The following is a 25,884-nucleotide window of genomic DNA, read 5'->3' as shown; positions in this document are numbered from 1 at the left end:
GCGGGCACTCTGAGGAAATGACCTGACCATAAAACGCTCCATCAATCAGAGCGTTGCTACGACCATATGACTTTGCCCGCCTTATTACGACAACTAATGCGAGCTAGTTGGGTGGGGTGTCCATACTGTGACGGCTGACACAACTCCGTGCCTCGGCATCCCCTGCTCTTTGACGATAGCTTTATCCCTATGACATCGAGCGATGCCGAACTTGTAAAGCTGATATCCGACGCCGGCGAGTGGGCTGCCCAGGACCCGGACCCGATCACGGCAGCAGCACTGTCCGAACTGGCCGGACTCGCCTCCAGCGGCGTCGCTGCAGCCCGCCAACAGCTTGAAGACAGTTTCAGTGGAACACTGCAGTTCGGTACCGCGGGACTCCGCGCCGCCCTCGGTCCAGGCCCCAACAGGATGAACCGCGTGGTGGTGCGGCGGGCAGCAGCGGGTTTGGCGGCTTTCCTGAAGGACGCCGTCGCGGCGGCCTCCCCTGGAACGCGGCCGCGCGCCGTCGTCGGCTATGACGCGAGGCACAACTCAGAGGTCTTCGCGGCAGAGTCAGCCGCAATCTTTACGGCGGCCGGAATCGACACGTTCCTGATGCCTTCCGCGCTTCCCACCCCGCTGCTGGCTTACGCGGTCCGGGCCCTTGATTGCGACGGCGGCGTGATGGTCACAGCGAGCCACAACCCGCCGCAGGACAACGGTTACAAGGTGTACTTGGGCGGACGGGCAGTTGAGGAAAGTGGCCGCGGGTCCCAGATCGTGACGCCCTACGATTCGCAGATTGCCGCAAGCATCGAAGCCGTGGGCCCCCTGGACTCCATCGCCTTGGCTGAATCCGGCTGGACGGTGCTGCCCGGCTCCATCACGGGAGAGTACGAGGCCGCGATGGCCGGCCTTGCCGACCCCCTGAATTTCCCGGCGCGGGAGCTGAAGATTGTGTTGACTCCCATGCACGGCGTGGGCGGTGATACCGCGGTCTCGGTTCTCAACGCGGCCGGCTTCACTGACGTCTCACTCGTGGAAGAGCAGGCAGAACCGGATCCGGATTTCCCGACGGTCAGCTTCCCGAATCCGGAAGAGCCCGGCGCACTGGATCTGGCTTTGGCGGCAGCGGCGCGCTCGGGTGCCGACATTGTGCTCGCCAACGACCCCGACGCCGACCGCGCGGCCGTCGCGGCAAAGGACCCTGACACGGGTGCTTGGAGGATGTTGCGGGGCGACGAAGTAGGCGCCCTTCTGGGCGCCCACGTGGTGGCCCGCCATGCTGCCGACGCCCGGCAAAACGATGGCACCCGCGGCGTTTTTGCCAATTCGATCGTCTCGTCCCGGTTGCTCTCCCGCATCGCCGCGGCGGCCGGCTTCGCCCACGAGGAAACGCTGACGGGATTCAAGTGGATTTCGCGCGTGCCTGGACTCGTCTACGGCTATGAGGAAGCCCTGGGCTACTGCGTGGCGCCGGAACTCGTGAGGGACAAGGACGGCATTTCCGCCTCCCTGCTCATCGCCGAACTGGCGGCGGCGGCCAAGGCTGAAGGGAAAACGATCTTCGACACCTTGGACGAGATCTACCTGGTGCACGGCCTGCATGCGAGCGACCAACTCAGCATCCGGGTGGCGGACCTTGGTTTGCTCGACGCCATGATGAACCGGCTCCGGGCAGACCCGCCCGAGTCGTTCGGCGGCTCAACCATCGAGACTTTTGTGGACTTGGCCGAGGGAAGCGAACAACTGCCGCCCACGGACGGCCTCCTCTACCTCACCAAAGACCAAAGCCGCGTCATCATCCGGCCCAGCGGCACGGAGCCGAAGCTCAAGTGCTACCTGGAGGTCATCAAATCGGTCGGTTCCGCGGCGGAACTCGCCGAAACCCGGCACGCCGCACGGACCACCTTGGACCACATACTGGCCGACGTCCGCGAGGCGCTGGGGCTGTAAGGGTGGGTCTCTGAGGCTGGGGCCTAGACTTCGACTTCGATGAAGCCGTCAACCATGCGGGTCTTGAAAGCAGCAAGCCGGAGCTCGGGGTTGGAATAGCACTCGCCGGTCTGAAGGTCGTAGACCTCTTTGTGAAGCGGCGAGGCAATGGTGGGACGGCTGCCCCGGGAACCAGTGATCCCGCGGGCCATGACATTGGCCAACGTCGCAGGGTCCTGCTGGGCAACTGCGTACACCTTTTCGGGATCGACGCGGAAGAGCGCCACCTGCACGCCGTCAATCAGGGCTGCCTCGCCCCAGGCCACCTCAAGCTCGTCCAACGGGCATACCCGGTGCCAGCCGGACGCCGCCGGCGCGCTCATCAGTTGTTCTTCCCGCTCCAGAATGACGGTCATGTCAACCCCTTTCACTGTGCCAGCGGCGGGACGAATGTTGTCCGGGCCTTTGTCCTTGCCTTCAGGCTTGGCCGCCTAGCGGCCACACTTTCAAGGTAGGCCGGGAGTGTTTCACCGGAATGCAGTCAATGTGTCCGCTGCGTAAAAGAGACCTCACACTCAACGACATCCAATCGTGACCCAGAAGTTAAGACCACGAAACAAAAGGGAAACTGAGGCGAAACTGCCCGTCCGTAGTCTGAAGTGACAAGTTGCGGAGCACGTTCTGCGGCGCATGCGAAAGGCCACCAGTGACCGGACACACTTCCAACCCAGAAAACCTGCGCCGCATTGTTGTCGCCGGTGGAGGCCCAGCGGCCCACCGATTCGCCGACGCCATGCACACCCGCGGTCTTGAGGGCTGGCACGTCACGGTCCTGACCGAGGAGGAGCACCTCCCGTACGACCGCGTCACACTGAGCAAGGCCCTCACCGACGTGGACTATGACCTCACCTTGGGCGACATGTCCATGTGGGAGCACGAATCCATCTCCCTGCGCACCGGCGAGCGGGTGGTCAAGATCAACGCCGAAGCCCAGTCGGTGGAGACCGCGGCCGGCAACAGCTACCCCTACGACCACCTAGTGGTTGCCACGGGCTCGGACGCGGCACAACTCCCCTTCCCCGGCGGCGAACTCGCCCATGTCTACCGCACCCTCGATGACGTCTGGGCCATCAACAAGGCCATTGCCGAACTCACTGAGAAGCTCGGCCGCACTGTCCGGACCGTGACCATCGGTGGCGGACTCCTCGGCTTGGAAGCAGCGGCCGGCACCATGGAGCTCGGAGCGCAAGCCACCGTGATCAACGGTTCACGGTGGCTCATGAACGCCCAGCTGGATGAAGGCGCCGGCCAGGCATTGGGCCGGCTCGTCACTGCCAAGGGACTTGAAGTTCTTACGGGAACCTACCCCGCCGAAGTGTTGTCCGACGACGACGGCCAGGTCACCGGTGTCCTCATGAAGGACGGCCGTATCGTCCCCGCCGACATGGTCATCGCGTCCATCGGCATCCGTCCCCGCGACGAACTGTTCCGCGCCGGCGAGGATCCTGCTAACGGCAGCGAACCGCTTTTCGAACTGGGGAAGAAGGGTGGCGTGGTCATCAACGATCACTGTGCCACTCCAGTCCCCGGCATTTGGGCGATCGGCGAGGTGGCGAACTTCGACGGCATGTGCCTGGGGCTCGTGGCGCCGGCGAACACGATGGCCGAGATCGTGGCCGACCGGCTGCACGGCGGACAGGCGACCTTCCCCGGCTTCGACACCGCCACCAAGCTCAAGCTTTCCGGCGTGGACGTGGCCAGCTTCGGGGACGCGTTCGCCAGGACCGAACACTCCCTGGAAATCGTGTACGCGGACCCGGCCCGGGGCGTGTACCAGAAGATCGTCACCACCGATGACGCCAAGACCCTGCTCGGCGGCATCTTCGTCGGCGACGCCACCCCTTACATGAGCCTGCGTCCCATGCTCGGCCGCGAACTGCCCGCCGAACCCGGCGCGTACCTCACCGCCGCCGGCGGCGGGGAAGCCCCCGAAACCGAACTGCCCGACGACGCGATCCTGTGCTCGTGCAACAACGTGCCCGCCGGGTCCATCCGGGACGCCATCAACGGCTGCGGCTCCTGCGAGGGCAACGCCCCCGTCCAGGAACTGGGCGAACTGAAGACCTGCTCCCGGGCCGGCACCCAGTGCGGTTCCTGCGTGCCGATGCTCAAGAAACTCCTCGAAGGGGAACTGAAGAAATCCGGCATCGAGGTCTCCAAGGCCCTCTGCGAGCACTTCAGCCTCTCCCGCCAGGAACTCTTCGACGCCATCCGGGTCCTGGAACTGACCTCCTTCGAGGACATCCTGGCCAAATACGGCACCGGCGCGGGCTGTGACATCTGCAAACCCACCATCGCCTCCATACTCGCCTCCCAGAACAGCGAGTACGTCCTGGGCGCGGGCCGGGGCACCCTGCAGGACACCAACGACCGTGCCCTGGCCAACATGCAAAAAGACGGCACCTACTCCGTGGTCCCGCGCATCGCCGGCGGCGAAATCACCCCCAAGGGCCTGGGCGTCATTGCCGGCGTAGCCGAGAAATACGGCCTGTACACGAAGATCACCGGCGGGCAGCGCATCGACATGTTCGGCGCCCGCCTTGAGCAACTCCCGGACATCTGGAAGGAACTGGTCGAGGCCGGTTTCGAGTCCGGCCAGGCGTACGGCAAGAGCCTGCGCACCGTGAAATCCTGCGTCGGCTCCACGTGGTGCCGCTTCGGCGTCCAGGACTCCGTGGCCATGGCCATCAACCTTGAGCTGCGCTACCGCGGCCTGCGCAGCCCGCACAAGCTCAAGATGGGCGTCTCCGGCTGCGCCCGCGAATGCGCCGAAGCCCGCGGCAAGGACGTCGGCGTGATCGCCACCGACAAGGGTTGGAACCTCTACGTTGGCGGCAACGGCGGCTTCCAACCCGCCCACGCCCAGCTCCTGGCCCAGGACCTGGACGACGAGACCCTCATCAAGTACATCGACCGTTACCTCATGTACTACATCCGCACCGCGGACCGCCTCCAGCGCACCGCCCGCTGGCAGGAAGAACTCGACGGTGGCCTTCAACACATCCAGGACGTCATCATCCACGACTCCCTCGGCATCGCTGAGGACCTCGAGGCCGCCATCGCCCGGCACATCGACACCTACCAGGACGAATGGGCCGAAACCCTCAAGGACCCTGAACGGCTCCGCCGCTTCCGCTCCTTCGTCAATGCCCCGGACCAGAAAGACGAAGCCATCACCTTCGTCCCCGAACGCGGCCAGATCCGCCCCGCCACGAACGAGGAAAAGGGCGGCGTGCTCATTTCTTCCGCAAGCATCCCCATCCGGACCGGTAACGAATCCGCGGGCGAAGGGAATTGACAACCATGCAGCTCACCATTGATCCCACCGGCCGCGACGTTCTGGTCACCGGTTCGGCCCACGCCGCCCGGCAAGCCGTCCGCCGCTACGAAGCCGCCGGCGCCGTCGTCTACCGTCTCAGCACGCCGGACGGTGCCGAAGGTGACGGCCCGCTGCCAGAGCGCCCGTTCCTCGTCGCAGCCGTCGACGACGGCGAGCCCGGTTGGGAGCCGCTGCTCGAACGTTGCCGGGAAGCCGGGATCCCCATCGCCACCGAACCGGCCGCCGGGGAGCCTGGCCATGTCACGCTGGTCGGCGGCGGCCCCGGCGCCCTGGACCTGCTCACCGTCGGCGCGGTCAACGCGCTGCGGGACGCCGACGTCGTCTTCTACGACCGCCTGGCCCCCTATCAGGAACTGGTGCGCCTTACTTCTGCGGAACTGGTGGACGTCGGCAAGCGCCCCGGCCATCACAAAGTGGCCCAGTGCGACATTGAGAAGCTCATGGTCGCGGCCGCCTTGGCAGGCAAGAACGTTGTCCGCCTCAAGGGCGGTGACCCCTATGTGTTCGGCCGCGGCGGCGAAGAAGTCGCCGCGTGCACCCAGGCAGGCATCCCCGTCCGCGTCATCTCCGGTGTCACGAGCGCCATCTCCGTCCCCGCGGCCGCGGGCATTCCCGTCACCCACCGCGAAGTCAGCCACATGTTCACCGTGGTCTCCGGCCACGCCCCGTTGACCGAAAAGGAACATACCCATCTCGCCGGCCTCGGCGGGACCATCGTGGTGCTGATGGGCATCGGGACCCTGCCGCAGCTGGCGGCCGGCCTGCGCCGGGCGGGAATGGACGCCGGAATGCCCGTGGCCGTCGTCGAGCGCGGCTACCGCCCCGGCCCGCGCACCACGATCGCCGACCTCGGCACCATCGAATCCGCAGCCTCCGGCTGCAGCAACCCGGCCGTCCTGGTCATCGGCGAGGTGGTCCGGGTGGCCGAAGCCAACCGCAATCATGCCGAAGCCTCCGCAGAACTGAGCCGGCTCGCGGCTTCGCTCCTTGAAGCCTGAAGGAAATCCTATGACCACTCTGAACGCCCTTGATTCCGTTGACGCAGGCTCGCCGCTGGCCACCCCTGGACCAAACGACGATGCGCCACTGGACGGTTTCCGCATCGGAGTGACTTCCCACCGGCGGTCGCGCGACCTGATCGAGGCCCTCGAACGGCGCGGTGCGTCCGTGCTGCATGCCCCCGCATTGAAGATCGCACCGGTCCAGGAAGACATCACGCTCATCGAGGACACGAAGAAGATCATCGCGGCCAAGCCCGATATCTGCATCGCCACCACTGCCTACGGAATGCGGCGCTGGTGCGAGGCCGCGGACTCTTTCGGCATCGGCGAGCAGCTTCTCGATGTTTTGGCGGCCTGCCGCATGTTCGTGCGGGGACCGAAAGCCCGCGGTGCCGTCCGCGCGGCCGGCCTTGCCGACGTCGGGATCAGCAGCGACGAAACCACCGCCACACTGGTGGACATGCTCCTCCAGGAAGGCGTCCGGGGAAAGACCGTCGCCGTGCAATTGCACGGCTACACCGACGTCCGCCAGCTTGAGCGCCTCCGCATGTCCGGCGCGACGGTCCTCACTGTCACGCCGTACCGCTGGGTGAAGCCCGACGGCGAAGACAAGCTGCCGCGCCTGATCGAAGCCGTCTGCAGTGGAGACTTGGACGTGCTCACCTTCACGAGCGCGCCGGCAGTGGACGCCATGTGGAGCACAGCCCACGAAATGGGCCTGTACCGCCAGCTGATCGAGGCCCTCAAGACCCAGGTGACCGTTGCCGCCGTCGGGCCCGTCACCGCACAACCGCTGATCGACGCCGGGCTGTCCCCCCTCATCCCGGACCGCTACCGTATGGGTGCCCTCATCCGGCTCGTCACTGAGCATCTGGCCCTGAACCATGTGCGCCGGCTCGACACTCCTGCGGGGCATATTGAGCTGCGCGGCCGCTGCTTGAGGATCGATGGTTCGGTAGTGGAACTGGCCCCCGCTCCGCTGCTGCTGCTGCGAGCCCTCATGGGAGCAGGCGGTGCCGTGCTGTCCCGCGAAGCACTGTCCGACCTTTTGGAATTGCGGGGCTCGGTCCACGCCCTGGACATGACAGTGAGCCGTTTGCGGTCCTCCCTGCCGGACGGAACGCTCGTGGAAACCGTGGTGAAACGGGGCTACCGGCTCCGCGTCTAAGCCTGCGATCCTCGCTCACTTTTGGGCCGGTTTTGGCCGATCCTCCTGCGGATCTTCCAGCAAAAAGACGAACTGCTATTCACATCATGTGCAAGAGGGTTCGGCGATTTGGGCCCATAGGTGAGCGAGCGTCTTAAAGCAATGCGAGTAATAACTCCAGACCATGGACAGATTCGCGGCCCGGTGGGAACATGGGGCCATAGTCCACGGAGGCATCGTTCGGCTACGTCCGGGTGACTCCAGGTCAGCTCTCCTGTGAGAGGAACGGCCATGGTTCGTCTGGGGACCAGGGAAAGTGGTATCGAGACCGTCGACGCCGTGGTGGTGGGTTCCGGTTTCGGCGGGTCCGTCGCTGCCCTGCGGCTGGCGGAGGGCGGCAAATCCGTAGTCCTCATGGAACGCGGCAAGGCTTATCCGCCGGGGAGCTTCGCCCGCACTCCATCGGAAATGGGCCGCAATTTCTGGGACCCTGACCGTGGCCTCTACGGATTGTTCGACGCCTGGACGTTCCGCGGGACGGAAGGCCTGGTCTCCAGTGGATTGGGTGGCGGCTCCCTCATCTACGCCAACGTCCTGCTGCGCAAGGACCCCAAGTGGTTCGTCAAGGAATCACCGGTGCCTGGAGGCGGCTATGAGAACTGGCCGTTCAGCTATGAGGACCTGGAACCGTTCTATGGCGACGCCGAAAAGATGCTCCAACCGGTCCCCTACCCCTACCGGGACACCCCCAAGACGAACGCCATGGAGGCGAGCGCCGCCGCCTTGGGTTTGGCCATCACGCGGCCTCCCATCGCCGTGACGTTTGCCACCGGCCCCGGCGCCGAACCCCGCAGCAACCAGCCGCTGCCCGCCGCTCCGTACGGCAGCGTCCACGGCGATGGCACCGTCAGGACCACCTGCCTCCTTTGCGGCGAGTGCGATATCGGCTGCAACGTCGGCGCCAAAAACACGCTGGACCACAACTATCTGTCCGCGGCGAAACGCGCGGGAGCAGATCTGCGCACCTTCCACGATGTGCGCGGCATCCGCCCGCTACACGGCAACGGACTTCAGCGCGGCGGCTACGAGGTCCGCTACGTTGTCCATGATCCCCAGGAACCCGGCGCGCTGCTGCGCGAGCGGTTCATCCGCTGCCGTCGCCTGGTCCTCGGGGCAGGCACCTTTGGCAGCAACTTCCTGCTCCTGCGCAACCGGGCTTCCTTGCCAGGGCTCAGCGAAACCCTCGGCACGAGGTTCAGCGGCAATGGAGACCTCCTGACCCTCATCATGGATGCGAAAACCGGGGAGGCCGGCCCACCGAACGGTCACGGAGGCACACCGGGTGTCCGGACGCTTTCGGGCAGCCGCGGCCCGGTCATCACCACGGCCATCCGCGTTCCGGATACGGTGGACGGCGGCTCGGGCCGAGGGTACTTCGTGGAGGATGCCGGATATCCGGCCTTCATCAACTGGTTGATCGAAACCGCCCAGCTCGGCCAAGTGGCCCGCCGCACCGCCAGGATGGCTGCCCAAATCCTCAAGGACCGGCTGTTTGAAGGCCACCATTCCAACATCTCCGCCGACCTGGCCGCGGCGCTGGGCGACGGACGCCACTCGAGCAGCTCTGTTCCGTTGCTGGGTATGGGGCGCGACATCCCCGACGGCGTGATGAGCCTGCAGGATGGCAGGCTCGCCATCGACTGGACCCTGTCCTCGTCCAACAGCTACTTCAGCAGGGTGCAGAAGACGATGGAGGACATCGCCGGGCAGCTGGACGGAAACTTCGTGGACAATCCATTGTGGTGGGCCAAAAGGGTCATCACCGTGCACCCGATCGGGGGTTCCCCCTCCGGTAGGAATCCCTCCGAGGGCGTGTGCGATGAATACGGCGAAGTGTTCGGCTACCCCGGCCTGCACGTGGTGGACGGTGCTGCGATGCCCGGGCCGGTGGGAGCGAATCCTTCCCTGACTATTGCGGCCTTCGCGGAGCGGGCATGCCGGCACATCCTTGACGCGGACAGCCTGGGGGCCGTCACCGGAGCCGCAGTTTCCGGGGAGCGCGGAGGCATAGTGCCCGCGCAGAGCCCGCCCGTTGCTGCGGCCGCCGTCGTCGACCAAGCCGAAACCGCACCCCGAGCGCTTGCCCCCGACGCCACCAAAGGCATCTCGGGCCGCAAGGAAAAGCCGGCCTACGCGGCGGGATCCGCCACAACCCAGCAGGTTCGCGGTCTTGATCCACACGGAGCAAGCGCCGGACCAATGGAAGCCTCCGCCAGTTCCACCTCAGTCAGTTCCACCTCGGTCAGTCTCACCTCAGTCAGCTTCACAGAGCAGATGCACGGCTGGTTCAGCCCTGGCCTGTCCGATCCCGAAAAGGGCCGCAGCCTGGGCCGCGACCGGGGGCGGCGGATCATGTTTGAGCTGACCATCACGGCGAAGGACATCGACGCGTTCGTCGCAGATCCGGCCCACCCTGCCACTGCCGAAGGTTATGTGCTGGCGGACCAGTTCGGTGGACGATTGCCGGTGGAGAAGGGTTGGTTCAACCTCTTCGTGGAGGACAAGTCTCCAGACGGCACGCCGAGCAGGCGCATGCTGTACCGGCTCTGGCTGCGCGATCCGGGGGGCACCCCGCTGACGTTCACCGGTTACAAGCTCATCCACAACGGGACCGGCTTCGACGTCTGGCCGGACACCACCATCCTGTATGCCACGATCCTGAGGGGACATGTCCCGCCGCCGGAACCGGCCGCAGCGGCGAGGAAGCACGACGACGATCCCGCCGTCGTCGGCGCCGGGATACTGCACATCAGGCCGCTGGACTTCGCACGGCAGCTCACCACTTTCCGGGCTGTGGGCCCGGCTCCGGCGGCTGGGCTCACGGCGTTCGGGAAATTGTTCCTGGGCGAGCTCTGGCAGGTCTACGGGCGCACTGTCTCCAAGATTCCGTACCCCTTCCGGCAACGATCATGAAGCACTGGGAGCTTGCACAACACAGCGCCGAGCTGGGGTTTACGCCCCGCGATGCTGTCCGCTGGCTCTCGCCCATCGCCCTGGGCCGCACCGGACTCAAAGTCGCGGCGGCAACCCTCTTCGCCGATTTCGGCGACAAACGCGAGCTCGAAGCCGGACTCCCCGGTGAGCCGCTCTATCTTGACCGGCTCCCGTTGCCCGGCCAGGCAGCGCAACCGGCCGTCATGGACAAAGGCCTGCCCGCACCAGACGAACTTCGGAGCCGGGACGAAGCGCTGGCACAAGTGGCCGCAACGCAGGCTAAGGAATTGTGGCTCGATTTCACTGCCGACCTTGGTGACGGCTTCGACGCGACCTACTCGGTGGCTCTTCTGCTCGCCCAGGAGAGGCTCGAGGTAGCCGGAGACACGCTGCCGCGGGGCAACGTGCTGGTGCTTGGCGGCGACGAGGTCTATCCCGTGGCTTCGCCGGAACGCTACGAGGACAAGATGGTGGGTCCCTACCGCAAGGCGTTCCCGGCTCCCGAGCCCGGCGACTCGGCAGCTCCGCCGCCCGGCACCTGTCCGCCTGCCACGTTGATGCTGGCGTTGCCCGGGAACCACGACTGGTACGACGGACTGACTTCCTTCATCCGGCTGTTCACGAGGCAGCGCAGCATCGGAGCCTGGCGTACGGTCCAGAGCCGCAGCTATTTCGGCGTGCGGCTCACCGGCGGCCCCGGCAGCCCTGGCTGGTGGGTGCTTGGCCTGGACAGCCAACTTGGCCAGTACATTGATGAGCCGCAACTGGAGTACTTCTACAAGAACGTCACCACGCAACTGCAGCCGGGCGATGCCATTATTTTGTGCCTGGCTTCGCCGTATTGGGTCTATTCCGATTCCCCGTCGGCGAGCGCCTTCCGCCAAGTCAACTTCTTCGAGCAGGACTACTTGCGCCGCCGCTTCAACCCGGCCACGGGCAGCTTCGAGAATACCGGCGCCTCTGTCCGCCTCTGGCTCAGCGGGGACCTGCACCATTACTCGCGCTTCGAGCAAGACGTGCCCGGAGATGGAAGCGGTGCGGTCCCAGAGGGGTTGAGGACGCAGCTAGTCACGTGCGGGCTGGGCGGCGCCTACCTCGCTGACACTTCGGAACTTCCCGAGAAAATCATCCTGCCGACGCCCATCACATCGCCGAACGTCTCGGCGTCGCTCCCGACGCCGGACCTCGGCTCGGGCGGCCGTAAGTTCAGCCGGACCCCGGTCAGCTACCCCAGCTGTGACGACGGCCGGAAACTGGGGCGCCGGCTCGCCAACCCGTTCTCCCCGTTTTGGCTTCCTGCCCGGAATCCGGGCTTCGGACCGCTTCTGGGACTGATCCACGTGCTCTTCTTCCTGGCTGGATGGACTGTCTTCAGCAGCTTCCGCGGCCGGTCGCTCATGGACACCCTGGGTTCCCTTGAAGGGGCCGGCCTGGCCCGGCCGTTGATCTTCGGCGTGTTGGGACCGCTTGTAGTGCTCGGCGCGCTGGCATTGCTCTGGAAATTGTTCGGCACTTCATCGGTGATCCGGGACCGCAAAGGCCTTGTCACCTTCCTGCGCGGAGTGCTGTACCAACTCACCGCCATGGGAGTGGGCCTGGTGGTTGTCGCAGTCCTGCACTGGCCTCCCGGTTGGCCTCAATTCCTGGGTGCCCTTTTCGCCCTCGCGGTCACCTTCGTGAGCGGCTGGGTCCTCGGCAGTGAGGCCTTTGCCCTCTTCATCCTAGGCACCCGCGGCGGTGAGGTGGCCACCTGGATGATGTCCGGCCAGTCGGTGGAGGACCACAAGGGTTTCCTGCGCATCCACTTGGCCCCCGACGGCGCGCTCACGGTGTACCCGCTGGCCATCGATGAAATCTGCCGCGATTGGGCACTGGAAACCACGTCCGACGGCGTCCGTCCGGTGCCGGCCAAGGGCGGCACCGCCGCCGGGCTCCCGGCAGTCCGGCTACTTGAAACGCCCATCTCCATCTCCCGGGAAGGAATTTCACCATGACTGTCACCCGGGCCGAGCACCACACCGAGGTCATCCCCTTCCGGGCACGCGACGACACGCCGCTCAGCCTTGTGCACGTGACTTCTCCGGTCAACCCCGGCAAGGGGCCTGTGCTGCTGGTCCATGGATCGGGAGTACGCGCAGAACTCTTTCGGCCGCCAGTCCCCACCACCGTGGTCGATGTGCTGCTGGAGGACGGTTGGGACGTCTGGATGCTCAACTGGCGCGCCTCGATCGACCTCGACCCCCTTTCGTGGACGCTAGGTGACGCCGCTGTCTACGACCATCCTGCCGCCGTCGAGCACGTGCTCCGGGCCACCGGCGCCGAGACCCTCAAGGCCGTGATCCATTGCCAGGGCTCCACGTCGTTCGCCATGTCTGCCGTGGCGGGGCTGCTGCCGCAAGTGGACACCATCATCTCCAACGCGGTGTCCCTGCATCCGGTGGTTCCGGTGTTCTCGCGGCTCAAGATCGACTACCTGACGCCCGTGGTGAAGCTGTTCACTCCCTATTTGTCGCCGTCGTGGGCCTACAAGTCCGAGGGCTACTTCACCCGCCTCATCCGCTTCCTGGTCAAGGCCGGCCACCACGAATGCAACAACACGGTCTGCAAGATGGTCAGCTTCACCTACGGCAGCGGCAGGCCGGCCCTGTGGTCCCATGAAAACCTCGACGACGCCACGCACGAATGGCTCAAGGGCGAGTTTGCCGAGGTACCGGTGAGCTTCTTCGAGGAAATGGGCCGCAGCATCAAGGCCGGACACATGGTGGCGGCAGGCACCCACCCCGAGCTCCCGGAGAACTTCGTGGCCCAGGCGCCGCAAACCGACGCACGGTTCGTCTTCATGGCGGGCAAGGACAACCTCTGCTTCCTGCCGGAAAGCCAGGAGCGCACCTTCGAGTTCTTCCAAGCCCACAGGCCCGGCAAGGATTCGCTGCATCTCATTCCCGGCTACGGCCATCTGGACGTCTTCTTCGGCGCCCGGGCGTGGCGGGATACCTTCCCGATCATCGTCCAGGAGCTGAACTCATGAACAACTTCGCCCAGCTGCATGCAGCGCTGCACAGATCCTTTCAGAAAATCCTCCCCTCCCCGGTCCCCCGCCGCCAAGCCGAACTCACCGGCCAATACGCCAAGGTGGACGGCATCAAGTACGTCATGCCAGTCAATTCGGACGATTCCCCTGTGCTGATGGCGGCCTTCCCCATCAACAAGCGTGCCGCCGCCGCACTGCTCCCTGGGAAGGAAATGCGGCCATTCAGCCTGGGGGGCAAGGGACTGCTTGTTGTCACGGTGGTCAACTACAAATCGACGGACATCGGCAAATACATCGAATATTCCATGGCCATCGCCATCACCCACGGCAGCCGGCCCGTCCCGCCGTTTCTGCCGCTCATCTTCCAGAAGACGTTCAAGCTGGGCCAGTTCGTGGTGGACCTGCCCGTCAGCACCGAAATCTCAGTCAAGGGCGGCAAAGGAATCTGGGGCATGCCCAAGCACCAAGCCAACCTCGACTTCGTGGTCACGGACACCACGGTCTCGGCCCAGTACGACCAGGACGGAATGCTGGGCTGCTACATCGAAATCGAACAACCCGCTCCCATCGGGCTCCCGGTGAGGCTGGCTGCCTCCAACTACTGCGCCTTCCGTGGAATGCTCTGGAAATCAGACATCTATTTTGAGGCCACGGCGAATGTCGCTTTCGGCCGGCAGGCCAAGGCGCGCCTCGTCCTGGGTGAGGCTCCCGGCGTCGCACCCCTCAAGACCCTGCAGGTGGGAAACAAGCCTTTGTTCACCGCATGGCTTCCCGAAGCGCATGGAGTGTTGGACGACCACTACGAAGCGTGGTTCCTCACGGCAACGACGGAGGCGGAAGCGGCAGCCCTCCGCGGCGGAGACATGATGGACCGCGTGGTGGGCCTTGGCCAGAGCCAGGAGTGGCTGGCACCTCCGGACCGCTCCCGCGTCGCCGATTCCCAGCCTGCCCAAGGGAGGCCATCATGAACTGGCTCCTCCTCCTGAACGCCCTGTACTTCCTCTTCGGATCAACCATGTACGTGGGCACCATGTGGGTCCTCAAATGGTTCCTCTACCCCACCTGGCGATCTCTCTCCCGAGACAACGTGGACATGCACTTTGGCATCCCCACCCGCGCGGCCACCAAATTCTTCACGGTAGTGGTGCCGATCATGTTTGTCTCCGGGGCCATCCTGGTATGGACGGAGTGGGGCAGCATCCGGGTCATCCCTGCCATCATCTGCCTACTGGGCATCATCGCGCTGACGGTAGTTGGCCAGGGAATCATCATCCCCATCAACATCAGGATCCGCGGCGGCGATTTCAAGGACGACACCGAGCTCCGCCAATTGCTGCTGCGCTGGATGTTCCTCAACGACATCCGCTTCTACGTCTCCACCCTGACCTGGCTGTCCATGCTCTGGCTGCTCGTGGACCGCGGCAGGCTGCTGGCAAGCTACTCGTGAGATTCCCATGAGCACAGCACACCCGCACCCGCACCCGCACAAGGAACACGCTCCGGGGGTCCTGAACTGGGCCGCCGCCGATCCGTTGCGGGCCGTCCTGGCCGCCATCGCCATCATCACCGTCTTTTCAGGGGCAGCGCAGATTCCGTTCGGCGGGGCCATTCTCCGGCTGATCGGGGCAGAGCCAACGCCCGAGGCGCACCAGCTCTTCGGCACCGTGGGGATGTTCATGGTGGTGGTCGGCGGACTGCTCCTGCACACCCTGCTCAACCCCGTGGCTTCGCACGAAGTAGTCCTGTGGTCCGGGGTGCAAAAGGCAGGCGCGTTTGCCGCCGTCGGGATCGGAGTGCTGAACGGTGTGTTCGCGCCACTGGCGCTGACAGTTGCCTTCTTCGACCTTGCGACGGCGGTGCTCTGCTTCATCTATTGGCGCGGCCTTGCAGCCGCAGGGAGGGTGGGTACGTGATGCGTTCCCTGGTGCTGGCCGGAGGCGGCATGCGTGTGGCCTGGCAGGCCGGAGTGGTGCGCGCGCTCGCGGAGGAAGGGCTGGCGTTCGATCATGTGGACGGAACGTCCGGCGGGATCCTGACAGCCGGGATGATGCTCTCCGGCGTGTCTCCGGAGGACATGTGCAGCAAGTGGTCCGGCGTCAACGTCAAGGATTTCGGCTCGGCCCTCCCCCTGGGCGACTACCTAAAGGGACCGTGGTCCTTGCCCGCCATTGGCGATGCCGACGGCCTCCTCAACAAAGTGTTCCCGGCGTTGGGGATCGACGCCGCCGAGATCCGTCGCCGCGCGGCGGAACCGGGCGCCGTCGGAGGCTCCTTCAACGTGGTGGAGTTCGTGGAAAAGCGCTGCCACCCGATCGACGCCACGGAGATCGATCCGGAGCTCATGGCCGCCGGGATGTCGCTGCCCATCTTCCTCACACCGCTCCGCAGGGACGGCAAGATCTGGACCGACGCCGTCTGGGTGCGGGACGCCAACGTCCAGGAAGCGCTAAGGCGGGGTGCGGACGAAATCTGGCTCATCTGGTGCATTGGGAATTCCCCCTATTGGGGCGACGGCCCGCTGGAGCAGTACGTCCATATGATTGAAATGAGTGCCATGGGAGCGCTCCTTACGGATTTCGAGGCGGCCAAGGCCACCGGACGCGAGTTTATTCTCCATGTGGTGCGCCCGGAACATCCCCTGCCGCTCGATCCCGAGTTCTATCTGGACAGGATCAACGCAGACACCTTGATCGGCATGGGCTACCGGGACGCACGGAAGTACCTGGGCTCGATGACCACCGGCGGCTTGCCCAAGGATTCCTCCTGCACGGCCATGACCGAGCCTCCTGCCGGCGTCCGTTTCAACGACACCCTCCGCGGCGAAGCAGACGGTGAGCTACTGATTTTTACGGCCACCGTGGTGCTGCCATCCGCCGACGCCGGAGCCGCGCCTCAGGTGTCCGGCTTCCTTGACCACCGGCCCTTCGGAGCCCGGGCGTTCCTCGCGGACGGGCGCGTTGAGACCCAGGGGGAAACCGTCAGTTACCAGGCGCATGTGAAGCTCGACGGCGGCTGGCGGGACGTGTCGGTGACCCGCACCTTCCACGATGACCCCGGACCCGACGCGTGGTCAGATTCCCGCCGAGCCCGGTTGGTGGTGGAGGGGCGGCTGGATACCGAAGTCCGCATGAGCCTGGACGACGCCGCAGGGCTGATCGCCTCCGTGGAACCCGTGGGCGCCCACGGGTTCCTCGACCGCGCCGGGGCAGTCAGGGCCTTTGTATCCAATGGACTCCGGGAGCTCCTGCGGCGGTATTGACTATCAGCGCTGTCCACCATGTGACGCAGCTCATTACCGGTGGGTAACCATCAGGGAACAGGCGCCTGCGAAATGGCAACAACAGGGAAACACCGCCGAAAAACCCAACGCCTACGCTGGGCACAGGCACGTACCCACGGGTCAATCCAGCGAAGGGACCCATCATGTCCATCACCCCGTCCGCAGATTCCGTCCACCTCGTCATCGCGGGAGCCGGGCCCGCAGCCCAGGCCCTCGTGCGTCGGCTGGCAGGGGTCAGCACAGCTGCGCGACAGCCGGGCACCGCAGCCTTCCACGGCACCATCACCGTTCTGAGCAACCGCGACGATTGTTCCGATGCGCTCCTGGAGCTTGCTGCGCTCCCCCAGGTTTCCGTTCGCTTCGGCCAGGCCGCGAGCTTCATTGACGTCCAGGCACGCACAGTGACCACCACCGAGGGCATGGAGTTCCCGTACGACCAATTGGTTATCGCCACCGGCTCCGCGCCGATGTTTCCGCCGGTCCAGGGCGCTGCGCGCGGCTTGAGCTACTCCACCATCGACGACGCTGAGCAGATCGGCACCGCGGTCAACGACATTACCCGGGTCCTGGGGCGTCGGCCCCTGGGAATCCTGGTGGGCACTGGTCCTGCGGCCGGCCAGGCCGAGGCCGTGCTGCGGTCCCGCGGAGTCCGGCCAGTCCGCACCACCCTGCGCCCCGCTTCCGTCATGCCTTCCGTCGCCGGTTCGGTGTTCCCGGCCACCGGGATCGTCTTCGAAGACGGAAGCAGCATGAACGGCGATCTTGTGGTGCTCGCCGAAGAACGGCTCCCCCGCAACGAGCTCGCCGAAAGTGCCGGCCTGCAAACAGCTCCCGACGGCGGCATCAGGGTGGGGCGCGATTTCACCACCTCCGTGCCGGGCATCTGGGCGATCGGCGACGCCGCCTCCTGGGACGGCATGCGCTTGGGGCTCGTCTTGTCTTCCGATGCGGCAGCGGCCCATTGCGCCGCCCGGCTTGAAGAAGACGCCAGGTTCCGCGCTCCGAAGGCTGGGCGGACCGCCGTCGCCGCTGCCTGAGACGGCCCGGCACTTGGTATCCGCTCGTTTCGGGGCAGCCTCCGCGGCGGCCGGGCAGTGTGGCAAGATGGTCATTTGACGAGCCGCGACCCTTGCGGCACGAAGCCACCGGGCCCGCCACGGAAGGACCTCCATGAGCAACGAAGCCTCCACCGCACTGGACAATAGTGCAGGCATCGCTTCATACATCGACCACACTCTTCTCAAGCCGGAGGCCAGCGAGGCCGAGGTGCGCCAGGTCTGTGCCGAGGCAGCCGAATACAAGTTCAAATCGGTGTGCGTCAATCCGATTTGGGTCAAGACCGTCACGAAGGCACTCAAGGGTTCCGGTGTGCTCACCTGCTCGGTGGTTGGCTTCCCGTTGGGTGCTACTCCCAGCGACGTCAAGGCTTTTGAGGCCCGTGGTGCCGCGCTGGACGGGGCGGATGAAATCGACATGGTGATCAACATCGCGGCAGCCCGGGCCGGGGACAAGGGCGCATTGGTGGATGACATCACAGCAGTGGCGGAGGCGGTCCACGCGGGCGGGGCCATCCTGAAGGTCATCATCGAGACCGCGCTGCTGAATGACGAGCAGAAGGTCCTGGCTTGCGAGGCTTCCGTGGAGGCCGGCGCGGACTTCGTCAAGACATCAACCGGCTTCAACGGTGGCGGCGCCACGGTGGAAGACGTTGCGCTCATGCGCAAGACAGTTGGCCCGGACCTCGGCGTCAAGGCCTCCGGTGGAGTGCGTTCCCTGGCTGATGCACAGGCTATGATTGCTGCTGGTGCAACACGTATCGGTGCGAGCTCCGGGATTGCCATCGTCAAGGGTGAACAAGGTTCATCCGCGTACTGAAATTACCCAGTACTGAATAGCCCCGCAGCCGCCAAAGTTTTGAGCCCCCAGGGGCCGAGGAGGAAAGCATGTCCCAGAACGCCAGCAAGCCCGTCGAAAAAGAGAACAATCTGGGCCAGAGCATTTTGATCTTCGCGGTCATCATGGTCCTGTTCCTCGGCGCTCTGTATTCGCTGTCTTTCCTGACGCTGAGCAACCCGTGGCCCATGGCTGTGTGCCTCGGCCTCTTTGCCCTCGCATTCTGGATTCCGCAAACCATCCTCGGCCGCTCCAACTCGGCCGGCGAAAGCTAAGACTTAACCGCAAATACTGTGGCCCCGGACCTGGTCCGGGGCCACAGTACTTTAAGTGTGGTTCCACCACTTTTGACCTCCTTTCAACGCGAACGACGGCGACTCGCCACGAAGAAGGGCGTGTCGCCGTCGTTGTCCCACCAAAGAAGGTCAGAAATGGTGGTCGAGCCGGTTCACGGCGCGCACCCTGATCAGTCCGATGCAAAGCGCAGCCGCCACAGCCGAAACGAAGGCGACGATGCCGAAGGGAACCGGATTGTTGGCACCCGCGATGCCGACCAGGGGTGCGGCGAGGCCACCGAAAGCGAACCGGGCCAAACCAAGGAGCGATGACGCCGTGCCTGCCAAGTCCGGGTAGTCCTTCAGTGCGAGCGACGTTGCCGGCGGGCTGGTCACGGCCACTCCGCTGACCATGGTGAAAAGGGACAGGACGATGGCGATCAAAGGCAGGTGCAGGAGCGCAGTCGCGAGCAGGCCGAGGGCGCCGGAGAGAGTCATGAGCAGACCCAGGACGAGGGTTGCTTTCTCGGACCATCGTTCAGCCAGGCGTCCGGCGATGAACCCAAAGACCATGAAGCCCAGGGAGTTCAGGCCGAAGGCGAACGAGTAGCCCTGCGGGGAGAGCCCGTACATGCCTTGGAGGATGTAGGTTGCCCCGCTCAAGTAGGCGAAAATCGCCGAGTACGTGAAGCCGGTGATCAGAACGGCCCCAACGAACACCCTGTCCGCAAGGAGTCGGCGGAAGTCCCTGACCGTATGGGAAAGACCTCCCGTGATCCGCCGGCTCCCCGGCAAGGTCTCCCGGAAAACGGCCAAGGATGCCACAAGGATGGCGACACCGATGGCTGCGAGGAACAGGAAGACACCTCGCCAGTCTGTGACTGCCGCGAGTTGGCCGCCAATCACCGGGCCGACAATCGCGGCCAGTCCTCCGAGCACCGTGAGGCGTCCGTAGTAGCGGAGCAGCTTGCCGCCCGAATAGACATCCCGGCCCGCGGCTTGGGCAATCACGATCCCCACGGCGCCCGCCAGGCCCTGGACGAACCTCACGGCGATGAGTGTTTCTACGGTCGGGGCGAGCGCACACAGGGCCGATGTCGCGGTGTAGGCGAGTACTCCAATCAGCAGCGGCACTCGGCGTCCGAAGCGGTCCGAAAGGGGCCCTGCGATTACTTGGCCTATGGCGAGGCCAAGAAGGCAAGCGGTGATTGTCAGCTGGGCCACCGACGTCGTGCTTTGAAGCTCGGCCGTGAGGGCTGGAAGGACAGGCAGGTACAGGTCCATGGAAATCGGACCGAAGATGGTGAGCAAGCCGAGCACCGCCGCGAGCGGACGGCCGGCGATCTGTTCGCGCTCGGGCATCTGAGTGTTGATGGCGGTCACGCTGACTCCGTTCTGGTGGTCATGGCTCGGCCCAGGATTGTGGGCGGGCTTTTGGTTCACCTTCAATGGAAGCGAAGGAATCCATCCCTAGCGAGAGCTCTGCTTATCCGGGTTCTGGCAGTACCTCCCTACGGCGCAAAGCCCGGTGTAGCGTGAATGAGTGGACAACAAGATGGCAGTGCGAGAATTCCTCGCCTCTCGGCGCGCCAAAATCACTCCCCAAATGGCCGGGCTGACGTTCATAGGGGGTCGACGCCGGGTCCCCGGCCTGCGCCGTGAAGAGGTTGCAATGCTCGCGGGGGTCAGCGTGGACTACTACACGAAGCTTGAGCGCGGGAACCTGGCCGGTACCTCCGAAAGCGTCCTAGAATCGATAGCCAGGGCATTGAAGCTTGACGACGCCGAGCGGGACCACCTCTACAACCTTGCCCGTGCCGCGAGCATATCCGGCCAGGCTCGACGGCGCCCCCTCCAAAGCGGGACCGTCCGCCCGACTCTCCAATTCATGCTGGACTCCATCACCACGTCTCCGGCCTTCATCGGCAACGGCCACATGGACATCGTCGCGGCCAACCAACTCGGCTTTGCGCTTTATTCGGAGATGTACCGAGGACCGGCAAGGCCCGCCAACCATTCACGGTTCATTTTCCTCGACCCCCGGGCCAGGGATTTTTACCCAAATTGGGAACTGGCAGCCGATACCAACGTGGCAATCCTGCGCACGCAGACCGGACGCAATCCTTTCGACAAACGTTTAGCAGACCTCGTCGGAGAATTGTCCATGCGCAGCGAAGAATTCCGAACCCGCTGGGCCGCCCACAACGTCCGGCGCCACTACGCCGGGACCAAGTATTTCCACCACCCGGTGGTAGGTGACCTCGAACTCGCCTACGAATCCATGGACCTTGCGGAAGACCCTGGCTTCAAACTTACGGTCTACCCGGCAGTACCTGGATCCCCGTCCGATGAACGCCTCCGGTTGCTTGCCAGTTGGGCCGCGACCGAGAGAATCCAGGATCTCGCCGGTACAACCCAGCCACTTGGGGTCCACCAGCCTTGAACAAGCAGCAAGGCCCCCATTAGCGATTTCCCACAGAAGGATCGCAAACCAAGTAGTACCACTCGCTTTTGTTGGGAAAGACGGGTAGCACCACTCGTTGTTAGTTAAAGACTGCCCATGCCAGCATTTGGTCATCAAATGAATGGGCAGTCCAAGCAGGATTGGTATTTCCGAATTCCTTGCCGCTTTCGCCCATTCCGGGGAATACCAATTAACAAGGAGTCTCACCATGCGCAAATTGAGCAAAAAGGGAAAAGTATACGCGGCAGCAGCATCCGTTGCGCTTGTAGCGGCAAGCGGCGGAGCAGCCTTCGCATACTGGACCAACACCGGTAGCGGTGTCGCCTCCGGAGCAACAGGTACCAACGTCCCGATCACTGTCGTGCAGACCAGCTCCGTCACCGATCTAAAGCCGGGCGGCGCACCTCAGGCCCTGAGCGGCAACTTCAACAACGGCAACACCAGCCCGGTTTACGTTGCCAGCGTGACGGCAAGCATCGCGAGCATCACCCAGGCCGCTGGTGCAGTCGGGGCCTGCGACGCGACCGACTTCACCCTCGCCTCACCGACCGTGACCGTCGCCCACGAAGTGGCCAGCGGTACGGGTGTGGGCAGCTGGGGCGGTGCGACGATCGTGTTCAACGACAAGATCGGCACCAACCAGGACGGCTGCAAGGGCGCAACTGTCAACCTCACCTACACCAGCAACTAGTCAAGAGCTGGTGGGCCGGCAGCGGCCCACCGGCTTGTGCTGTCCTTACAGAAGCCACGCAAAACAAACCCAGAGGAGGAACCGGTGCCACGCATTCCGGAGTTATTCCGATCGCCAATCCGCACCGTTCGCACGGGAGCCAAAATGCTCCTGGCAGGCCTCCTTTTGGTGATCCTCACATCGGGCGTCGTGCTTGCCGCCAATGGCAACGGCAACCAAAACCCGCCAAAAGGCATCACGCTGCAGCTTGCACCCCCCAGCAGGTCCGTCACACAGGGGACCTCGGCAAGCTACAACGTCGTGGTCCAGCCCACAGGCGGGTTTGCTGGCAACGTTTCACTGTCAATTTCGGGGCTGCCGGCAGGCGCCACAGCATCGTTTTCGCCCGCAGTCGTCGCCGTCGGCCCAGGATCGGCGCCAACGAGCCTCAACGTATCCACAACATCCGCCACACCTCTCGGAACCTACTCCCTGAGCCCCAAAGGCACCAGCGGGACGCTGCAGTCCGCCGTCGTCGCATCCTTGACGGTGACCGCCGGGCAGCACCAACCGTTCACCATCTCAGGCGGGCCCGCAGGACTCCTGACGCCAGGCTCCGCCGTGTCGATTGATCTTCAGTTGGCAAACCCGGGTAATTCCAGCCTCAACGTCACCGGCCTGACTGTTTCGGTCACGGGAGTCACCCGGACCCTCCAAGCCGCAGCGAACAACCGGCCCTGCAATCCGTCTGACTACGTCGTCACCCAATTCAGCGGCAGCTATCCAATCTCTGCCCCGCCAGGCAATTCATCGCTTTCGACGAGCGGCATCCCCGCGGCTCGGTGGCCACAAATAGGAATGCTGGACACCTCGCTGAACCAGGACGGCTGCAAAGGGGCAACCCTCCAGCTTTCCTACTCCGGAACGGGACAGGGTAACTGAAATGCGGGTAACTGAGATGCGGTCAACTGACATGAAAGCGAAAAGGTGGATGAAGAGGGGCTCCTTGGCGGCAGCCAAAGCGGCCGTGACGGCTGCCCTGCTGAGCCTGGTACTGGGAGTCGGATCGGCCTACGCCTATTGGTCCACCGTCGGGATCGGCAGCGGCTCGGCCGCCAACGGCACCATGCAGACCGTGACCGTAGACGCCTTGGTGGCCGGTGACAGTCCCGCAACCGCCCTCGTCCCTGGTGGTACCGCGGAAGTCATCGTGCGGGCGAGCAATCCAAATGCCTTCATGGTGCAGGTGTACAATTTCACCGCCAACGGAGCCGCTACGGCGGATTCATCCCACCCGCTGTGCACCACCACGGGCGTGACGTTCAATGCCCCGGCCGCGCCTCTCACGCCAACGGTGTCCGTCCCGGCAAATTCCTCGATTCTGATCACCCTGCCCGCAGCGGCGTCAATGTCGACGGCTTCACAGTCCAGCTGCCAAGGCGCCGTGTTCCACCTACCAGTGACGATGGCGGTCCGCAAATGAACAAGCCCAAGCACTCTGCAGGCCGCGGACACAGGCACGCACTCCGCCGTCGCGTGACGTGGACGCTGCTGGCAGCGTTGTTCATCTCCTGGGGCGGTCCGGCGGCCAATGCATTTTGGCAGTCGTTGAGCAGCAGCAATTTCGGCGCGGCCAAAGGAGACACCATGCCGCAGGGCGGCGCTCCGGCGGCCTCGCTGAGCGGTACAAATGCCACGGTCAACTGGGCGGCCGCGGCCACACCGGGCGGACACGCAGTAACTGGCTACACCGTGGCCCGCTACTCGGCGCCCTCCGGCGGTACCAAAATCGCCGCTGGAGGAGGCTGCGCAGGAACGGTGTCCGGCCTCAGCTGCGTAGAACAAAACCTGTCCGGCGGGACCTGGTATTACACGGTCACACCAGTCATCTCTTTGTGGACGGGTACGGAAAGCACACGGAGCGCAGGAGTCAACACTGATTCGGCTCCACCCACCATCAGTGTGACCTCGGTTTCCCCGGCGCCGAATGGCGCGGGCTTCAACCGCACCAGTACGGTCACCGTCAATCTCGCCGCCGTTGACAATACAGGCGGTTCCGGCGTTGCGAACATCAAGTACGCTGTCGACGGCGGCACCACTGTGACGGTCAACGCGGCCACAGCCGCGGTGAATGTCAGCGGCAGCGACGGCACCCACACGGTGTCCTACTTCGCCACGGACGTCGCAGGTAACGCCAGTACACCGCAGACCCAAACCGTCAAGATCGATACCGTTGTGCCCTTCGTCGGGGTCACCTCAATCTCGCCATCGCCAAACTCCCAGGGCTATTACGCCACCAGCCCGGTGACAGTGAACCTCGGTGCCACGGACGTTGGCGGTTCGGGCGTAGCGTCCATCACCTACCAGGTGGACACCGGCACCCAAGTCACGGTCGCCGGCGCAACCGCCTCCGTGAGCGTCACAGGGGAGGCAGCCCACAACATTCACTACTCCGCTACCGATGCGGCCGGTAACTCCAGTGGCACCCAAACGCAGGCCATAGCCATCGACCTTCCGCCGACGGTCAGCTCCGTCACCATGGCCAACGGCGGCGGCGCGATCAAGGTGGCCGATAACAAAGACACGCTCACCATCATTTATTCCAATGACATGGACCCACACACTCTGTGCAGCGGCTGGAACTCTTCGTCCCCTTCCCAGACCGTGGACGGGATCGCCAGCATCAGCGCCGGCAACGTGCTGACTTTCGCCAGTACGGGCGGCACAACGTGCTCGGCGCCGTCAATCGGCAGCGTAGACCTCGTTGGCGCCTACAACACGGGCACCTCGGCCCGGAGCTTCACAGCAAGGGTGACCTGGACCCAGTCCTCCGGGACACTGGTCATCACCTTCACCTCGGACGGAACAGGTGGTACCGCGGGAACTGTCAACCCGCAGAAGAGTCCGATCTACACCCCGCCTGCAGGCGCCGCGGACAAAGCGGGCAACCCTCTGACTGGCACCTTCACGGCCAGCTCTCCCTCGAGATTCTGAGCTTCGCTCACCCGCCCAGGCCCAGCATCAGGGCCTGGACGGCTGGCCACTGGTTCCGGACGAGTGTCCAGACCGCCAGGCCAAGTCCTACCATGGCGTAGCCGCTCACGGGAATCAGGACCAGCCACTCCCGCCGCGAACCGGCCTTGCCTAGCAGAGGGATGGAGAATGCGCCATTGGCCCGCCAGATCCCGCTGACCAGGGGCAGCTTGCGCCAGAACTTCGGCGGCTTGATGACAATGGGCCACAGCAGCGGCACTCCCCCGGTGGTGATCATGTCACCCACAATGTGGACCACGACGCCGGTCAGCATGGACAAGGGCAGCCAGCTCCACTGATGCGGAGCGAACCACGTGACAAGGCCAGCCATGGCTAGACCGAAAACCCAGTTGGCGATCCAGCCGGTATTCGGGAACAGCTTGAGGGCCTTGGCTGCCAGGTTGATCATGAACATGCACAACAGCCCGGCGCCCACGGATAACCGGCCCACGGGTGTGTCCAGCTGAAACTGGGCAGCCATGGCCGCGAGCACCACAAAAGCCGAAGCGCCCAAAAGTGAATGGGTTCCCTGCCGGTGCCCTCCGCTGGCCTTCTCAATCCCGACTGCGATTACGTTCGACAACGGCGGCAGCGAGTGGGCTATGGTGCTCGCCCGGTGGTCCCAATCGCATACCAAGGCAGTCCCCGCCGTCGTCATCGCCCCAATAAGGATTCCGGTGGCGTCCAAGGGGTACCAGCCCAAGGCGTACGGGCCGGTTGACGCAATAGCTATCCACGCCGCGGCCCCGGACGCGGCGTGGTGTCCTCCCATCATCGCT

General features: G+C 64.6%; 22 protein-coding genes. 19 read left to right on the top strand and 3 right to left on the bottom strand.

Annotated elements, in window-relative coordinates; genetic code table 11:
- The first annotated feature begins 189 nt into the window (after window positions 1-189).
- On the top strand, window positions 190-1,938 hold the full coding sequence (locus OOZ51_RS07755) for a phospho-sugar mutase (RefSeq protein WP_265978705.1): 1,749 nt from the start codon (window positions 190-192) through the stop codon (window positions 1,936-1,938).
- A 23-nt stretch (window positions 1,939-1,961) separates the two neighbouring features.
- Here OOZ51_RS07755 and nirD read toward each other — a convergent pair whose 3' ends face one another.
- Window positions 1,962-2,333: a nitrite reductase small subunit NirD gene (gene nirD / locus OOZ51_RS07750; protein ID WP_265978704.1), complete on the bottom strand. Its 372-nt coding sequence runs from the start codon at window positions 2,331-2,333 to the stop codon at window positions 1,962-1,964.
- A gap of 290 nt (window positions 2,334-2,623) precedes the next feature.
- Between nirD and nirB the strand changes: the two genes are divergently transcribed.
- The 13 genes from nirB (at window position 2,624) to OOZ51_RS07685 (ending at window position 18,938) form a co-directional block, all read left to right on the top strand.
- A complete protein-coding gene (gene nirB, locus OOZ51_RS07745; protein ID WP_265978702.1) occupies window positions 2,624-5,275 on the top strand; it encodes a nitrite reductase large subunit NirB in 2,652 nt (883 codons plus the stop codon).
- Window positions 5,276-5,280: 5 nt separating this feature from the next.
- Window positions 5,281-6,315, top strand: a complete 1,035-nt coding sequence (cobA, locus tag OOZ51_RS07740; protein WP_265978700.1) for a uroporphyrinogen-III C-methyltransferase — start codon at window positions 5,281-5,283, stop codon at window positions 6,313-6,315.
- Between the two features lie 10 nt (window positions 6,316-6,325).
- Complete coding sequence (locus OOZ51_RS07735; protein ID WP_265978698.1) at window positions 6,326-7,486, top strand: uroporphyrinogen-III synthase; 1,161 nt, start codon at window positions 6,326-6,328, stop codon at window positions 7,484-7,486.
- Window positions 7,487-7,756: 270 nt separating this feature from the next.
- The gene (locus OOZ51_RS07730; protein WP_265978697.1) at window positions 7,757-10,438 is read left to right on the top strand and encodes a GMC oxidoreductase; all 2,682 of its coding nucleotides are present in this window, start codon (window positions 7,757-7,759) and stop codon (window positions 10,436-10,438) included.
- The gene (locus OOZ51_RS07725; protein WP_265978696.1) at window positions 10,435-12,453 is read left to right on the top strand and encodes a hypothetical protein; all 2,019 of its coding nucleotides are present in this window, start codon (window positions 10,435-10,437) and stop codon (window positions 12,451-12,453) included. Before OOZ51_RS07730 ends, OOZ51_RS07725 begins: the two co-directional genes overlap by 4 nt.
- Window positions 12,450-13,487 (top strand): alpha/beta fold hydrolase, encoded by a 1,038-nt coding sequence (locus OOZ51_RS07720; RefSeq protein ID WP_265978695.1) that lies wholly within the window; start codon window positions 12,450-12,452, stop codon window positions 13,485-13,487. Before OOZ51_RS07725 ends, OOZ51_RS07720 begins: the two co-directional genes overlap by 4 nt.
- Complete coding sequence (locus OOZ51_RS07715; protein ID WP_265978694.1) at window positions 13,484-14,458, top strand: acetoacetate decarboxylase family protein; 975 nt, start codon at window positions 13,484-13,486, stop codon at window positions 14,456-14,458. Before OOZ51_RS07720 ends, OOZ51_RS07715 begins: the two co-directional genes overlap by 4 nt.
- Entirely contained in the window at window positions 14,455-14,937 is a 483-nt protein-coding gene (locus tag OOZ51_RS07710; RefSeq protein WP_265978693.1) for a hypothetical protein, read from the top strand. The genes OOZ51_RS07715 and OOZ51_RS07710 overlap by 4 nt, the downstream gene beginning before the upstream one ends.
- A gap of 7 nt (window positions 14,938-14,944) precedes the next feature.
- Window positions 14,945-15,403: a hypothetical protein gene (locus OOZ51_RS07705; RefSeq protein WP_265978691.1), complete on the top strand. Its 459-nt coding sequence runs from the start codon at window positions 14,945-14,947 to the stop codon at window positions 15,401-15,403.
- Window positions 15,403-16,749, top strand: coding sequence for a patatin-like phospholipase family protein (locus OOZ51_RS07700; RefSeq protein WP_265978726.1), 1,347 nt, complete (start codon window positions 15,403-15,405; stop codon window positions 16,747-16,749). The genes OOZ51_RS07705 and OOZ51_RS07700 overlap by 1 nt, the downstream gene beginning before the upstream one ends.
- Before the next feature lie 164 nt (window positions 16,750-16,913).
- A complete protein-coding gene (locus OOZ51_RS07695) occupies window positions 16,914-17,807 on the top strand; it encodes an FAD-dependent oxidoreductase (protein ID WP_265978690.1) in 894 nt (297 codons plus the stop codon).
- 133 nt (window positions 17,808-17,940) lie between these two features.
- The gene (gene deoC / locus OOZ51_RS07690) at window positions 17,941-18,645 is read left to right on the top strand and encodes a deoxyribose-phosphate aldolase (RefSeq protein ID WP_265978689.1); all 705 of its coding nucleotides are present in this window, start codon (window positions 17,941-17,943) and stop codon (window positions 18,643-18,645) included.
- A 68-nt stretch (window positions 18,646-18,713) separates the two neighbouring features.
- Complete coding sequence (locus tag OOZ51_RS07685) at window positions 18,714-18,938, top strand: hypothetical protein (RefSeq protein WP_265978688.1); 225 nt, start codon at window positions 18,714-18,716, stop codon at window positions 18,936-18,938.
- 150 nt (window positions 18,939-19,088) lie between these two features.
- On the opposite strand, the gene OOZ51_RS07680 is transcribed toward OOZ51_RS07685, so the two are convergent.
- Window positions 19,089-20,300 (bottom strand): multidrug effflux MFS transporter, encoded by a 1,212-nt coding sequence (locus OOZ51_RS07680; protein ID WP_265978724.1) that lies wholly within the window; start codon window positions 20,298-20,300, stop codon window positions 19,089-19,091.
- A 181-nt stretch (window positions 20,301-20,481) separates the two neighbouring features.
- Between OOZ51_RS07680 and OOZ51_RS07675 the strand changes: the two genes are divergently transcribed.
- The 5 genes from OOZ51_RS07675 (at window position 20,482) to OOZ51_RS07655 (ending at window position 25,066) form a co-directional block, all read left to right on the top strand.
- Complete coding sequence (locus OOZ51_RS07675; RefSeq protein WP_265978686.1) at window positions 20,482-21,381, top strand: helix-turn-helix transcriptional regulator; 900 nt, start codon at window positions 20,482-20,484, stop codon at window positions 21,379-21,381.
- A gap of 229 nt (window positions 21,382-21,610) precedes the next feature.
- Entirely contained in the window at window positions 21,611-22,093 is a 483-nt protein-coding gene (locus tag OOZ51_RS07670; protein WP_265978685.1) for a hypothetical protein, read from the top strand.
- Window positions 22,094-22,237: 144 nt separating this feature from the next.
- Complete coding sequence (locus OOZ51_RS07665) at window positions 22,238-23,014, top strand: COG1470 family protein (protein ID WP_265978684.1); 777 nt, start codon at window positions 22,238-22,240, stop codon at window positions 23,012-23,014.
- Window positions 23,015-23,078: 64 nt separating this feature from the next.
- Entirely contained in the window at window positions 23,079-23,555 is a 477-nt protein-coding gene (locus OOZ51_RS07660) for a hypothetical protein (protein ID WP_323054706.1), read from the top strand.
- A complete protein-coding gene (locus OOZ51_RS07655) occupies window positions 23,552-25,066 on the top strand; it encodes an OmpL47-type beta-barrel domain-containing protein (protein WP_265978682.1) in 1,515 nt (504 codons plus the stop codon). Before OOZ51_RS07660 ends, OOZ51_RS07655 begins: the two co-directional genes overlap by 4 nt.
- A 7-nt stretch (window positions 25,067-25,073) precedes the next feature.
- Here the strand turns inward: OOZ51_RS07655 and OOZ51_RS07650 are convergent, their stop codons facing one another.
- Window positions 25,074-25,880, bottom strand: coding sequence for a metal-dependent hydrolase (locus tag OOZ51_RS07650; RefSeq protein WP_265978681.1), 807 nt, complete (start codon window positions 25,878-25,880; stop codon window positions 25,074-25,076).
- Between the last annotated feature and the right edge of the window lie 4 nt (window positions 25,881-25,884).

The sequence above is a fragment of the Arthrobacter rhizophilus genome, from assembly GCF_026241105.1.
GTDB lineage: Bacteria > Actinomycetota > Actinomycetes > Actinomycetales > Micrococcaceae > Arthrobacter.
This window is presented reverse-complemented; position numbering and strand designations above follow the sequence as displayed.

Excerpts from the sequence above, each read along its gene's own strand:
- OOZ51_RS07665 (WP_265978684.1), top strand. The coding sequence starts at position 22,238 with ATGCTCCTGGCAGGCCTCCTTTTGGTGATCCTCACATCGGGCGTCGTG.
- OOZ51_RS07725 (WP_265978696.1), top strand. The coding sequence starts at position 10,435 with ATGAAGCACTGGGAGCTTGCACAACACAGCGCCGAGCTGGGGTTTACG.
- OOZ51_RS07735 (WP_265978698.1), top strand. The coding sequence starts at position 6,326 with ATGACCACTCTGAACGCCCTTGATTCCGTTGACGCAGGCTCGCCGCTG.
- OOZ51_RS07680 (WP_265978724.1), bottom strand. The coding sequence starts at position 20,300 with ATGCCCGAGCGCGAACAGATCGCCGGCCGTCCGCTCGCGGCGGTGCTC.
- OOZ51_RS07655 (WP_265978682.1), top strand. The coding sequence starts at position 23,552 with ATGAACAAGCCCAAGCACTCTGCAGGCCGCGGACACAGGCACGCACTC.
- OOZ51_RS07755 (WP_265978705.1), top strand. The coding sequence starts at position 190 with ATGACATCGAGCGATGCCGAACTTGTAAAGCTGATATCCGACGCCGGC.
- OOZ51_RS07715 (WP_265978694.1), top strand. The coding sequence starts at position 13,484 with ATGAACAACTTCGCCCAGCTGCATGCAGCGCTGCACAGATCCTTTCAG.
- OOZ51_RS07720 (WP_265978695.1), top strand. The coding sequence starts at position 12,450 with ATGACTGTCACCCGGGCCGAGCACCACACCGAGGTCATCCCCTTCCGG.
- OOZ51_RS07705 (WP_265978691.1), top strand. The coding sequence starts at position 14,945 with ATGAGCACAGCACACCCGCACCCGCACCCGCACAAGGAACACGCTCCG.
- OOZ51_RS07670 (WP_265978685.1), top strand. The coding sequence starts at position 21,611 with ATGCGCAAATTGAGCAAAAAGGGAAAAGTATACGCGGCAGCAGCATCC.
- OOZ51_RS07700 (WP_265978726.1), top strand. The coding sequence starts at position 15,403 with ATGCGTTCCCTGGTGCTGGCCGGAGGCGGCATGCGTGTGGCCTGGCAG.
- OOZ51_RS07650 (WP_265978681.1), bottom strand. The coding sequence starts at position 25,880 with ATGATGGGAGGACACCACGCCGCGTCCGGGGCCGCGGCGTGGATAGCT.
- cobA (WP_265978700.1), top strand. The coding sequence starts at position 5,281 with ATGCAGCTCACCATTGATCCCACCGGCCGCGACGTTCTGGTCACCGGT.
- OOZ51_RS07730 (WP_265978697.1), top strand. The coding sequence starts at position 7,757 with ATGGTTCGTCTGGGGACCAGGGAAAGTGGTATCGAGACCGTCGACGCC.
- nirD (WP_265978704.1), bottom strand. The coding sequence starts at position 2,333 with ATGACCGTCATTCTGGAGCGGGAAGAACAACTGATGAGCGCGCCGGCG.
- deoC (WP_265978689.1), top strand. The coding sequence starts at position 17,941 with ATGAGCAACGAAGCCTCCACCGCACTGGACAATAGTGCAGGCATCGCT.
- OOZ51_RS07695 (WP_265978690.1), top strand. The coding sequence starts at position 16,914 with ATGTCCATCACCCCGTCCGCAGATTCCGTCCACCTCGTCATCGCGGGA.
- OOZ51_RS07710 (WP_265978693.1), top strand. The coding sequence starts at position 14,455 with ATGAACTGGCTCCTCCTCCTGAACGCCCTGTACTTCCTCTTCGGATCA.
- OOZ51_RS07685 (WP_265978688.1), top strand. The coding sequence starts at position 18,714 with ATGTCCCAGAACGCCAGCAAGCCCGTCGAAAAAGAGAACAATCTGGGC.